The organism is Microcoleus sp. S13_B4 (assembly GCF_036700885.1).
In the GTDB taxonomy this organism is placed as follows: Bacteria; Cyanobacteriota; Cyanobacteriia; order Cyanobacteriales; family Microcoleaceae; genus Microcoleus.
The window spans coordinates 1-13,111 of record NZ_JAUBPU010000098.1 but is presented as its reverse complement, the minus strand read 5'-3'; the positions used below and the strand labels follow the sequence as shown (position 1 = coordinate 13,111).

Genomic DNA, 13,111 nt, shown 5'->3' with positions numbered 1-13,111 from the left:
AGGAACTAAGGCGATGGATGTTTTCATGTCTCTGGTGGCGACTACCCGCAAATTAGGAATTAGCTTTTTTGAATATATGCACGACCGTATTTCTTACCTGGGAAATATTCCATCTCTAGGGACGATTATTCGTCAACAATCTTCGGTTTATTCTCTGGGTGTGTCCTGGTTTGATTGAAGAAATTAAAAAAAATATAAAGGCTCTGAATTATTGGCCCTTGATTCCTGTAGTAAGTGTCGTATAAACCCACGGTTAATTGTGACTTGAGTGGCTAAAAAAGACTATGACATTCTTGATTTTATGATTAATAATATGTCATATTCTACCATGCTGTGCCTAGATTGTGAACCTTCTTTTTTTACTGTTACCCCGATTTATTGAGCGGATACCTCCTGACTATGGTAATGGAAATCGAAAAACCGATATATTACCTCAAATTGCAACTAATTAATTTCCCGAACTTTGACTAAGTTTGCTATCTCGTTTCAACATAAATTGATAAAATATCCCAAACAAAATCACCGCAATCATTCCCACGACTAAAGAACCTTCACCCTCATGCCAATATTTAAACAAATCTAGGCGATGAGATGCAACTAACAAAGCCATTCCCGCCACCCGAAAAGCATTAATAATAAAACCACACATAACAGCGACACCTATTACCAAAGCCTTATTTTGTTTAGTAGGAAACATCAACAAACAAACTACAGCTAAACCTAATAAGTAATTCATTGCCTCTATACCCGAACAACCCCCATTTACCACCACCCTTCCTGTCGGTAAAGCAACATAATTACCGTCTCGTGTTACATTAAAACCGATATACCACAAAGAATAATAAGCAAATTTAGCCGTAAGCGAGGTAATAAAATCCATTAAAGGTAACGTAAGGACACTGGGGGTTCCATGAAAAAATAATATTACCAATTCACGCCAATAGAGTTTTAAGTGCTGAAAACCTACCGCAAGTAGGCTCAAACCTAAACCCGACAAAAAAGGTGCAAGTCTTAAAAAAGGATCGTATTTAGTGGAAACCCCAGCACTTTTAAATAAAATAAAAACTATTAATAGCGTCCCTGCTACTCTAGACAATAGGTCACTTTTTATCTCACTCTCTTTGAGAATATCCTGTTTGTCCCAAAGCAGGGAACCCACAGCGGACCAAAAAACTATACTCATCCAAAAATGAGCAATATCCCCCAGTTTCCACAGGAGTGTCATATTCAGAGTTACTAAAGCTGTGGCGATAATGATGAGCCAAAAAAGTTTTCTCTTGAACATTTTAGATATTAGTTGATTGATGAGAGCCATACTTCGGACTGTTTTTGATTGCCAACCGTAGAATAAGGGTTTCCAGGATCTGCGGCAATCGAAGTACTAACGGAAAATCGCGGGTTTCAGACTACGAACTAAAAACAGTCCAGACTATTGTTAGATCATATCATCAAAATAGTAGGGGATGTGGACAACTCAGTAGCTTGAACCCCTCCTACGGAAAGGAGTCGGAGGATTTTAAGGGCAGTAAATCTTTGAGATGAGGTTAGTAGACGCTTTGGAATTTGACGAATGGTGAGACTCACAGGCAACGCATAGCTCAGCATTAGGACACCTAGTGGAAAGACGGCTACTCGAAATGATTGGTTGGATGCCTAGCACTTGCTTACTTGACCCCTGTAAGCAAATACGAAAAAGAGAGTGAATCAACAAAAATTAAAAATAAGTAGCCTTAATGAGGCTTGGGTTTCTTGAAAGTAGACACAATTGGCACCGCGCACGGTGTGACACTGAGGTTTGAGTAAATACGGCTGAGCGAGTTGGAGTTCGAGCCATGCTCAATGGTGATTATCTGCTTTTCAAGAATCGAGCGTGTCTTTATAGCAATCCTCGCATCATTTGGGAATTTCTTACGGACTCCCAGCGGGTTCGGGGAGGGTTTGGGTGGGGTAAAAAATTTACGACTCCTGCAAGGATTGCTATATATCGGAAATGCTTCAGAAACAGCCTTACGGGAGTTCTTAAATGCGCTGTCTAGGGGCGATTTGACGGGAAGCATCTCAAAGCAGTCAACATAGAAATTGGAGGGAGGAGCCAGGAGGAAAGAGGAAGAAAGAAGGAGCCAGAAGAAGTGTTTTTACAAATATGAGATGCTGTGAGTTCGGCTTCAAAGTCCGGGGTTTTCACGGTGGCGCGCTATCAGATACTAAGAAACCTGGTTTCACTAAGAAACCAGGTTTTTAGCTCGAACATAAAATAATCAGTTTGGCATCAAGCCAGAATCGAAAACGAGTTCAAATGATAGCCTATTGAGCTTTGTGAGCCTGAGCGCGTTGCTTTTTGAACATAGTACCAAAACCAACAGCGGCTCCAGCAGCAAGCATTGTTAAAGGTTCAGGAGTAGCTTCAGTGTTGCTAGTGCTGATACTGCTGACAAAAGTATCGCTACCGCCATTAATACCCTGGACGTGCAACCCTAGTCTCAAAGTACCAGCATTCAACGCGGAAACTACGTTAGTATAATTTCCACCAAAACTCAATCCCAAAGCCTCACCAGTTTGGACACCGTTCGACCCAGCACCATTTTTCGTAGCTGAAAAATCCGTAGACCAAGGAGTAGTAAGGTTTGAACTTTGTGGCATATTAGCAGTACCATTATCTTTAAAATCAACCGTGCCGGTATTACCAGTATTAATGCCAAAGGCGCTCAATAAATTGGTGTTATAACCTGTGTCAAAGTAAACTGAACCAATAAAGATACCGGGGACGGATGTGTTATTATTGGCAATTTTGAAGAAAACGTTATCTGAGCCACCATCTGTGACATCAAAGCTAAAGTCATTAACATAAGCATCTCCAACGGTATCGCCACCAGCGATATTACCAAAGCTGAAGGCAGAGGCAGGTGCTGCGGATACTGCACTAAGAGTGGCGACACTGGCAACAGCTAAAAGAGATTTGACTAAGTTTAATTGCAATTTCATTGTTAACACCTTTATTTTTATGTTTGCTGGAAGCAGGTTTTTTTCCTTCACATATTCAATGTAAACGGAACCACAAGTTAATGCAAGTAGTTTTGATAAAGATTCGATGAAGATTCAGAATACGCTGATGGGATTTAGGCAAAATGCCTAAATAGATGACTTCTAGCTAGCTATTTCCTATGGCGTGCATAAAAAAATAGGGTGCTGCCACCCGGATTTTAGTCCTAACTTTTCTTTATTTCAAAAAGCTCTAACCCACCTTCCTAACCTGGGTTTTCACACAGCATAATTACTGATAAAACTGTTTTAAATCTCTAAATTATGCCCTTAAAAAGTTTTTTATCCGTTAATGTACGGTAGAAAAGTTTAAGTGAGAGCTGGATGGCTGGGTAAAAATAGGTAAAAACCGATGGTGACAGTTGAAGCGGCAGAATGTGGGCTATAACTCAGGACAAAATCTGGGTTCATATTCGGTGCGTCGATTCTCCCTTTCGGATTCAGCAACAAGCGCCATTTAGACTTATATGTTGCACCATTACCAAGAACCGGCTCTGGGGCCCGTTCCACAAAGAATGAGTTTTCTTGTGGGGAGTAGGGGTTGGGCCCCAGAGGCCGCCCACAACAGGCTTATTGATCATGGTGCAACATCTCAGTTTAAAGACCAATGGTTTCGGTGCTGGTTATTATCTGTGACGCCGGAACTTTGGCCGAGTAAAGGGACGACTCGACTTTCTAGGACATAGTTTGCGGAACACCTCTACCGTCAGGGCTGTTTCATTCTCAGGAAAACCAGCTTTTTGTACGGGTCGTGCCAAGAATGCCGACCCGACCCATCCAGAATTTCTTAGGCATTTGGTGGGATTGGGGCAGCCACGGGAGGCAGCCCCTACAAGAGAATGAAACAGGCTTGCGTCTACCGTAGAAGGCGCGGTGGTCGTTATCTAAAAATGTTGGGATTAATAATTCTATTTCTGGGTCTGCTTTCCCTAAAAATTTGTTAATATTATTTTTTTCTGAAAAAGCTCGATTCTAAGATTTAAAGGCGTGAGCAGCAAGTAGAAATACTTGACGCAGTAAGGGTTTGAGTAGCTTGTCATCAAAAAAATGTGTGCGTGCGATCGCTAATTTTTAGACTTTCTGCAGGGTCGAATCAGGATTGTTCGTGTTCGCTACCATCAAAATCGTCAATAAACTTTTGATAATTACTACTCTCTTGAGGGAGGTTCAAGAGCCTAAACCGTCTAAATATCAAGGTTTTAGCGGGTTTCTCACTCCCTCAATTCCCAGATTCAGTTTGGCACTGTTTGAGGACAGCAGGAGGAACCGCCGCAGTCAGCAAAAATTTTCCCAGCCGTTGATTGAAGGTTCTCGGAGATGATCGACTCATTTGACATATAAATGATCAGTGATCGTATGAAAACAGGATTATCAGCAACAACTCAGCTAAAACATCTAGCGCTAAACTGCTATAGAACTGACAAGCTTACCCAGCAAAAGTTCAAGGGGATTTGACTATGGTCAACCGTCTTACTCAATCCCAAAGCCTTTATCTGCGAAAACAGGCCGAAAATTTGATCGACTGGTGGGTCTGGTGCGACGAAGGCTGAGAAAGGGCCCGGAGGGAAAATAAACCGATTTTCCTGTCAATTCGTTACTGTAGCGGCCACTGGTGTACGGTGATGGAAGGGGAAGCATTTTGCGATCGAGCGATCGCAAGCTGTAAAATACCTTGAGCATCCTCGGAACCGTAAACTTAACTTATTTGAGTTTCATGAGTTGTCATAACGAGTTTCCGATAATTTCCGAAATTATTTCTCTCATACATATAACCGCAGTTAAACCACAGGTAGGAATAGGTGGGAGATTTCCACACCCTTTTAAGAACAGGCTTTCGGGCCTGTTCCACAAAAGAGTTTACTTATTGTGGAACAGGCCCGAAAGCCTGTTCCCGATAGAGGAAAAAATACCAATAACTAACCCAAAGTATACATCCAGCCATCCCTCGCGCAAATCCTCACAATTCCGTCCCCAACTACAGGCGTCGCCTCAAAGGATAAGCCCGGCTTAAATCTCCCGGATTCTTTTACTTTCAAACGGTAAAACTCGCCTTTAGCATTTCTCAAAGCATTTTTCTCGCCTGACTTCGCTCGTTCCCAATTCAACTCGAACAAATAAACGCCGTTGTAACCGGCACTGATCAGTTTACTGCCATCGGTAAAAATCGGAGTTGAAATAGAAGAACCTATTTCTTTTTGAAAAACTATTACCGGAGTATCGTAAGACTGGTTTCGCCAAGGTACAGCCGTTTTTTTGCCTGTAATCATATCTTGGGAACCGATGTATAAGTTGCCGTCGATCGCATTTGTGGCAAACAGCGCCGGAAACTCCCCTGGATTGTACTCGTCATTCAACGCCACCGAGCCAATTATCCCCCCTTCCCAGCTAGAAAGTCGGCGATTTCCGGTAGGTAAAAACCATTCGACGCTGGCACTCGGTTCTTTGTTTGGATTCAGCTTCAGCACTCCGCCGTTGCCCTGAATGTATTGTTTTTCAATGGCACAAAACAGTTTACCAGATTGAGAAATTACAGCAGTTCCATCCAAATCTGAACCCGTATAAAAATCCCAAACTATCTTTTTGGTTTCAATGCTAATACCGTAAATATGACCTGAACCAGCAGCTAGAAATATTCTATCTTTGAGCCGTGATGGCGATGACTCCGCTACCAAGTTTCCGCCGTGTTTGCTGATATCTCCGGCTGCATAAAGCTGTACTTCCGACAAGATATTTGGCTGCTTGATGCCTTGTTTGATTTTTGCTTGGCTAGCCGAACTATCGATAAAATAGCCGATCGCATTTTCCCCCGCATTGAACAAAACTCCACCGCCGATGTCCAAAGCGCTGCTGTCATTATCCCGGCTGTAGCTGGGCGTTCTCCTGATGTCCAATTTCCAAAGTTCCTTGCCAGTTCTAAAAGATATTGCCCTAAAACTCGGCACAACATTTTTGCCACCACCGCCGCTGCGGCTTCCCTGCAAAATCACAATTCTATTTTCGGCGCTGGCTTTTTCATCGATATAAATTGTTGATGAACCTTTGATTATATCATCAAATTTATAGCGCCACACTTCTTTATTGGTAGCAATATCTATTTTTCGCAAATTGTGGTCGAAAGAACCTATAATTAAATAAGTTTTCCCCCGGTCTCTGGTAATTGTGGGCTGTCCAGTCCAACCCGCGCCGCTCCAAATTTGCGATCGCCTTCCCAGAAAAGTCCGTCCGCTTCCTAGCTCAAATTTGTCGATTAAATTCAAGCTTTTGGGGACACCTCTGCCGTAGAACCGACGCTTGTCGTTACCTAAAAATGTTGGGACTAATAATTCTATTTCTGGGTCTGCTTTAGCCAGAAAATTGTTAAGATTAGTTTCTGATAAAGCTTGATCCGACGATGCAGTTTGGCTCAGTTTGATAACAGCAGGAGGAACAGCAGCACTCACCAAAAATTGTCCGAGCTGTTGATTGAAGGTTCTCCGAGATGATAAGCTCATATTAGATCGAGATACTCAGCGTTATACCAATTTTTTATGAGGCTGCATAGAATCTGATCCCCCCTAACCCCCCTTAATAAGGGGGACAAGATTCTTCTCAAAGTCCCCCTTCTTAAGGGGGATTTAGGGGGATCGAGATATGTGCAACTTCACCTTAAATTGGTATTAATATTAAAACATAATGATCAGCAACAACTCAACTAAAACATCTCGCGCTAAACTGCTAGAGGACTGACAAGCTTACCCAGCACGAGTAAAAGTATATTTGATTATGGTCAACCGTCTTGCTCAATCCCAAAGCCTTTACCTGCGGAAACACGCCGAAAATCCGATCGACTGGTGGCCCTGGTGCGACGAAGCTTTGGAAGCAGCCCGGAGCGAAAATAAACCGATTTTCCTCTCAATTGGCTACTCTAGCTGCCACTGGTGTACGGTGATGGAAGGAGAAGCATTTTCCGATCGCGCGATCGCCCAATACATGAATTCGCATTTTATACCGATAAAAGTCGATCGCGAAGAACGCCCGGATATTGACAGCATTTATATGCAAACCTTGCAAATGATGACCGGTCAAGGCGGTTGGCCCCTCAACGTTTTTCTCACTCCAGACGAGCGAGTTCCCTTCTACGGAGGCACTTATTTCCCTGTAGAACCGCGCTACGGACGACCGGGATTTTTAGAAGTTTTGCAAGCAATTCGCCGCTTTTACGACACAGAAAAAGGCAAAGTAGAAGCCTTCAAAGCAGAGATTTTAGGCAACCTCCAACAGACGGCAGCGCTGTCAGGAGTAACCGCCGAATTAAATCGCGAAATCTTTCAAAAGGGCTTAGAACTAAACACCGGAATTGTTGCCGGCCACAACCCAGGTCCCAGTTTTCCAATGATACCTTATGCTGAGCTAGCACTGCGGGGAACCCGATTTAATTTTGAATCAAAATACGACAGCAAACAAGTCTGCACTCAGCGTGGATTAGACTTAGCATTAGGCGGCATTTACGACCACGTAGCAGGCGGATTTCACCGCTACACGGTTGATGCAACTTGGACTGTGCCACACTTTGAAAAAATGCTTTACGACAACGGTCAAATTGTTGAGTATTTAGCAAATTTGTGGAGTGCGGGAATACAAGAACCCGCTTTTGAAACTGCGATCGCGCGGACAGTAGAATGGTTAAAGCGAGAAATGACTGCGCCGACAGGCTATTTTTATGCTGCACAAGATGCTGACAGTTTTAACACTTCAGAGGAAGTTGAACCGGAAGAAGGAGCATTTTATGTCTGGACTTATGCCGAACTCGAAGCACTATTAAATGCTGAGGAATTGGCGGAAATTAAAGCACAGTTTACTGTTAGCCGTAGCGGCAATTTTGAAGGCAAGAATGTATTGCAGCGCCGCCATCCTGGAAAACTGAGCGACACGGTAGAAACGGCTTTGGCTAAACTCTTTGCTGTTCGCTACGGTGGCAATCCCGAGACTGTAAAAACCTTTCCGCCAGCCCGCAACAATCAAGAAGCTAAAAACGACAGTTGGCCCGGAAGAATTCCCGCAGTTACTGACACGAAAATGATTGCTGCTTGGAATAGCTTAATGATTTCGGGTTTAGCCCGCGCTGCGGCTGTTTTTGGAAATTTGGAATATCTGGAATTAGCTGTGACAACTGCTAATTTTATTTTAGAAAATCAGTGGACGGAGGGGCGGTTTCAGCGGTTGAATTATGACGGACAATCTGCTGTAACCGCGCAGTCGGAAGATTATGCTTTGTTTGTGAAAGCTTTGTTGGATTTGCACCAAGCGAGTTTGACTTTAGAGAACGGGGAAGAGGCAAAACAGTTGCCGAATTCTCAGTTTTGGTTGGAGAAAGCTGTGCAGGTGCAAGAAGAGTTTGATGAGTTTTTGTGGAGCGTGGAATTGGGAGGATATTACAATACTGCTAAGGATGCTAGCGGAGATTTGTTGGTGCGGGAACGCAGCTATATAGACAATGCAACTCCGGCGGCGAATGGAATTGCGATCGCATCTTTGGTTCGTCTGGCACTGTTGGGGCAAAATTTGGAATATCTCGATCGCGCCCAACAAGGTTTGCAAGCTTTCAGCAGTATTGTACAAGATGCTCCGCAAGCTTGTCCGAGTCTACTTTCGGCGATCGACTGGTATCAGCATTCTACTCTGATTCGCACGTCACCCGATCAAATTGCTGGGTTGATTTCCCAGTATTATCCGACTGCTGTTTTTCAGATTGAGGCTGATTTACCTGAAGGAGTTATCGGGTTAGTTTGCGAGTGTTTGACTTGCAAGGAACCTGCGAAAAGTCAAGAGCGACTGTTGGAGGAAATTTTGCAAAGTCAAACGCGAGTTTAGCACCAATACTGTCTATATTATTGAACCGCGAAGACGCGAAGGAAGAAGGAGAAAGCAGAAGGAAGAAGTAGATTATCTTCTACCGGGAAGGGATCGCATCTTCAGTCCGCCCCTCCATCTTCCAAAATCTCGACCAAATCTTCCATAGTCACATCGAAGGCGCGGGCGATTTTGTAGACAGCAGAGAGATCGACTGTGTTCAAAGCATCCCGCCTTCCGTAGCTTTTTACGGTGTTGTAGTTGACTCCCGATCGATCGGCAACTTCTTTAAACGTCCAACCTCTCTTCTCAGCTAATTCTCTAATCCGCAGTCTCACGTAGCCCATTTTTTTGCTTGACTTCGGTGCATATATACCGGATAATATCTATGTACACTAAAAACGATCGCCCTCCTAGCCTCGAAAACTTAAGGGCGATCGCCTTTTCTACCACACCCCACGAACGTGGGGAAGGATTACCCTATGATACCAACATCAAAGCCCAAATTAAACACTCATCCCTGGTGTATCGTGCGGCAATTGCCAAATATGCAGCGATTGGTTGTGGCTAGGTTCCACCGCCGAGGCGATGCTGAGGGATATATGCAAATTTTACGGCGGTTGTTGCCGGTGGCTAAACACGCGATCGTTTTTGATATGACTGGGGCTGAGAAATTGCCAGAAGTGCGCTCGGCTACTTGCGAGCGACTGTTGTAATTGATGGGAGCGAGATCCTTTTTTCTTTTAACTGGAAAACCGATAAATAGAAAAGGGAACTCGTCCTTTCCTGACAAAAAGTAAGTAGGTCGTTCTAATTAAACGTCAAACGTTCTTCTGTTAGATACCCTACTTCTTAAAGAAGTCGGGTATCTGAGTATTTTATTTTTTTAGGTAGGCTTATTTAGCTTTAAATGCTGAAGAATCTCCATGCAGCTAGCAACTAGCCATTAGCAACTAACAACATAAGCTTTTTTTATATTGACTACGCACAATTTATTAACTATAATTACCAGACCAAAAATAATAAAAATCTTACGGCTAACAGTTTTTCTCAAATAACCGTTAAACTATTCTAACGTTGGCGCGTACCCAACGTCGCAGGCACAACCTATATCTGTTAAGGATTCGTCCTGATTCACAGGAGCAAGATTTTAAAATATGCATCTCAGCGAACTGACTCACCCAAACCAATTACACGGCCTCTCGATTCATCAACTCGAACAAATTGCCCGACAAATTCGAGAAAAGCATTTAGAAACTGTAGCCGCTAGCGGCGGTCACCTCGGCCCAGGATTGGGTGTAGTCGAACTGACCTTAGCACTCTACCAAACACTCGACCTCGATCGCGACAAAGTTACCTGGGATGTCGGCCACCAAGCTTATCCTCACAAATTAATCACCGGCCGCTACAACCAATTCCATACCCTGCGCCAAAAAGACGGCGTTGCAGGCTATCTCAAGCGCTGCGAGAGCAAATTTGACCATTTTGGTGCAGGTCACGCTTCCACAAGCATTTCCGCAGCACTAGGAATGGCGATGGCGCGCGACCTCAAGGGGGAAAACTTTAAAACTGTAGCAGTCATCGGCGACGGCGCATTGACTGGCGGCATGGCACTCGAAGCGATCAACCACGCGGGCCATATGCCGAAAACCAATTTGTTAGTTGTGCTCAACGACAACGAGATGTCAATCTCTCCCAACGTCGGCGCAATTACCCGCTATTTGAACAAGATGCGATTGTCGCCACCGGTGCAGTTTCTCAAAGATAACTTAGAGGAACAATTCAAACACATTCCCTTTGTCGGCGAAACTTTTACCCCAGAAATGGAACGCCTCAAAGAAGGGATGAAACGCTTGGCCGTCTCGAAAGTTGGAGCCGTAATTGAAGAATTAGGCTTTACTTACATGGGCCCGGTAGACGGACACAATTTGGAAGAGTTAATTGCCACTTTCAAACAAGCTCATACCATTCAAGGGCCGGTGTTGGTTCACGTGGTGACGGTGAAGGGCAAAGGATATGCGATCGCCGAAAAAGACCAAGTAGGATATCATGCCCAAAATCCCTTTAACTTAGCCACCGGCAAAGGCATTCCCTCCACTAAACCCAAGCCTCCAGCTTACTCAAAAGTATTTGCCCACGCCCTAGTCAAGCTAGCAGAAGATAATCCCAAAATAGTCGGCATTACCGCTGCAATGGCAACCGGAACAGGTCTGGATAAACTCCATGAAAAACTGCCAAAACAGTACATTGATGTCGGGATTGCCGAACAGCACGCCGTGACTTTATCTGCTGGTCTAGCCTGCGAAGGAATGCGCCCGGTTGTAGCAATTTACTCAACATTTGTGCAGCGGGGATACGACCAAATAATTCACGATGTTTGCATCCAAAATTTGCCAGTTTTCTTCTGTTTGGATCGCGCGGGCATTGTCGGGGCTGACGGCCCAACTCACCAAGGAATGTACGACATTGCCTTCTTGCGTTGCCTGCCAAATATGGTAGTTATGGCACCAAAAGATGAGGCCGAATTGCAGCGGATGATAGTCACAGGAATCAACCACACCAGCGGCCCGATCACCATGCGTTACCCACGCGGCAACGGTTACGGCGTGCCTCTGATGGAAGAAGGTTGGGAAGAATTGCCGATCGGCAAAGCCGAAATTCTCCGCAACGGCGACGATTTGCTGATATTGGGTTATGGTTCAATGGTTTATCCGGCGATGCAAACCGCCGAGATTCTGAGCGAGCACGGCATTGAAGCAACTGTGATCAATGCGCGTTTTGTCAAGCCTTTGGACACCGAATTAATCTTGCCTTTAGCACAGCGAATCGGCAAAGTTGTCACAATGGAAGAAGGCTGTTTGATGGGAGGCTTTGGTTCAGCAGTAGCCGAAGCTTTGTTGGACAATAATGTTGTTGTTCCAGTGATGCGGTTGGGTGTACCCGATACATTGGTAGATCATGCAACGCCTGAACAATCATTTGCCAGTTTGGGATTAAATCCGTCGCAAATGTGCGATCGTATTTTGGCAACATTCAGCCCCAAACAGTCTCCTGTTAGCGTGTAAATAGCTAGAATTGTAAGGTGCGCTAGGCGCACCCTACAATTCGATATCAGATCGATCTATGACAGTGAAAAAGCAGTATGATTGAAGGAAGATTGGAGGATAAGGGAGAAAAAACAATGACTAACGTGAAACCAAATCTTACCGTGCGACGGGGAAGATTGTTCCCCAAAATTCCGTGATCAGAACAAAAAAAAGCCCAGTGGCGTGCTGACAGGCCAACATTTTATCAGCCCTGCAAACCAATTTTCGAGCCCCTCAAACCAGAATTGATTAAAACCCACTACAACTGGTACATGGCAGTTGAACCCGACAGCGGGGAATATTTTCTCGACAAGGATGATATGGTATAGCAATCCTAAATCATTTATGAGAATTTACCATAACTATGAAGTTTGGGAAAATCAAATATCTGATAATGAGTAACTAACTTAAATATATATTTGACGACAGCAAATATTTTACACATATGATAGCACTCTCTGATCCATTTTTTAGCTTGTAACCGCTGAAAAAATATATTGATTTACTGATTGATGAATATCTGAAGTCTAAAAATTATAAAATTATTGACAAACACGGTTCGACACTGAAGTACAGTCCTGGTTTGAAGGATATTTATTGCAAGGATAATATAATTGCGATCGGGGATACTGTCTCGACAGTGAATTTTTTGGGCGGCGAAGGGATTAGACACGGGATGGATGGTGCGGAAATCGCGGGGAAATATATTCAAAGGTATTGGGATGGGAAAATCTCAGATTTTCGGGATTATGAGACGGAAATGCACGGGAGGGTGTCACTTTTGCGATGAGTATAAATACTCGTGAACCCCACCATGACTTTTTTACCCATCATCAGTATAATGGCGATAATTATCATCTCTTCCCACTGCATATATAATCATGACACCTGAACAACAACAGACAATTAAAACACACCTAGATGCTATTTCTGCCATACTTTATGATGATTATAATCCTGATTCCTTGCAGACATTAGAAGATATTGAACTCGCAGTGAGAGACCAAGTTTTGACTCATGTGACACCACATATCGGCTTTTTTTTATCTGCTCAGCTAGCGGTACAAAAGCCGGAAGAATCAAGACCTTAAAAAGTACCCTAGGTAATTTAAGTATCACCGAGAAGCAAGCAGCTAAACTAGGGTGCGGTAGTGCTA

At 43.9% G+C, this 13,111-nt stretch carries 9 protein-coding genes and 1 pseudogene; 6 read left to right on the top strand and 4 right to left on the bottom strand.

The features are described from left to right. Positions 1-448: 448 nt before the first annotated feature. Both crtA and QT994_RS26525 read right to left on the bottom strand, forming a co-directional pair. Positions 449-1,315, bottom strand: a complete 867-nt coding sequence (gene crtA, locus QT994_RS26530) for a cyanoexosortase A (RefSeq protein ID WP_333179931.1) — start codon at positions 1,313-1,315, stop codon at positions 449-451. 989 nt (positions 1,316-2,304) lie between these two features. Continuing rightward, entirely contained in the window at positions 2,305-3,033 is a 729-nt protein-coding gene (locus tag QT994_RS26525; RefSeq protein ID WP_333048080.1) for a PEP-CTERM sorting domain-containing protein, read from the bottom strand. 1,463 nt (positions 3,034-4,496) lie between these two features. Here QT994_RS26525 and QT994_RS27960 point away from each other — a divergent pair. Next, positions 4,497-4,697: pseudogene (locus tag QT994_RS27960) on the top strand (DUF255 domain-containing protein); the annotation flags it as partial. 258 nt (positions 4,698-4,955) lie between these two features. Here the strand turns inward: QT994_RS27960 and QT994_RS26515 are convergent. Further along, on the bottom strand, positions 4,956-6,530 hold the full coding sequence (locus QT994_RS26515; protein WP_333179925.1) for a PQQ-binding-like beta-propeller repeat protein: 1,575 nt from the start codon (positions 6,528-6,530) through the stop codon (positions 4,956-4,958). Positions 6,531-6,801: 271 nt separating this feature from the next. Here QT994_RS26515 and QT994_RS26510 point away from each other — a divergent pair, with 271 nt between their 5' ends. Continuing rightward, positions 6,802-8,889, top strand: a complete 2,088-nt coding sequence (locus QT994_RS26510) for a thioredoxin domain-containing protein (RefSeq protein ID WP_333179922.1) — start codon at positions 6,802-6,804, stop codon at positions 8,887-8,889. Between the two features lie 101 nt (positions 8,890-8,990). Here QT994_RS26510 and QT994_RS26505 read toward each other — a convergent pair whose 3' ends face one another. Further along, entirely contained in the window at positions 8,991-9,215 is a 225-nt protein-coding gene (locus QT994_RS26505; protein WP_333179919.1) for a helix-turn-helix transcriptional regulator, read from the bottom strand. Between the two features lie 41 nt (positions 9,216-9,256). Between QT994_RS26505 and QT994_RS26500 the strand changes: the two genes are divergently transcribed. From QT994_RS26500 to QT994_RS26485, 4 genes are all read left to right on the top strand, one after another. After that, positions 9,257-9,439, top strand: a complete 183-nt coding sequence (locus QT994_RS26500; RefSeq protein WP_333179917.1) for a hypothetical protein — start codon at positions 9,257-9,259, stop codon at positions 9,437-9,439. Next, the gene (locus QT994_RS26495; RefSeq protein ID WP_333179913.1) at positions 9,417-9,584 is read left to right on the top strand and encodes a hypothetical protein; all 168 of its coding nucleotides are present in this window, start codon (positions 9,417-9,419) and stop codon (positions 9,582-9,584) included. The genes QT994_RS26500 and QT994_RS26495 overlap by 23 nt, the downstream gene beginning before the upstream one ends. A 441-nt stretch (positions 9,585-10,025) precedes the next feature. After that, positions 10,026-11,933: a 1-deoxy-D-xylulose-5-phosphate synthase gene (gene dxs, locus QT994_RS26490; protein WP_333048088.1), complete on the top strand. Its 1,908-nt coding sequence runs from the start codon at positions 10,026-10,028 to the stop codon at positions 11,931-11,933. A 902-nt stretch (positions 11,934-12,835) separates the two neighbouring features. Further along, positions 12,836-13,045 carry a hypothetical protein gene (locus QT994_RS26485; RefSeq protein ID WP_333048089.1) on the top strand — a complete coding sequence of 70 codons (210 nt, stop codon included), beginning with the start codon at positions 12,836-12,838 and terminating at the stop codon, positions 13,043-13,045. The last annotated feature ends 66 nt before the right edge of the window (positions 13,046-13,111 follow it).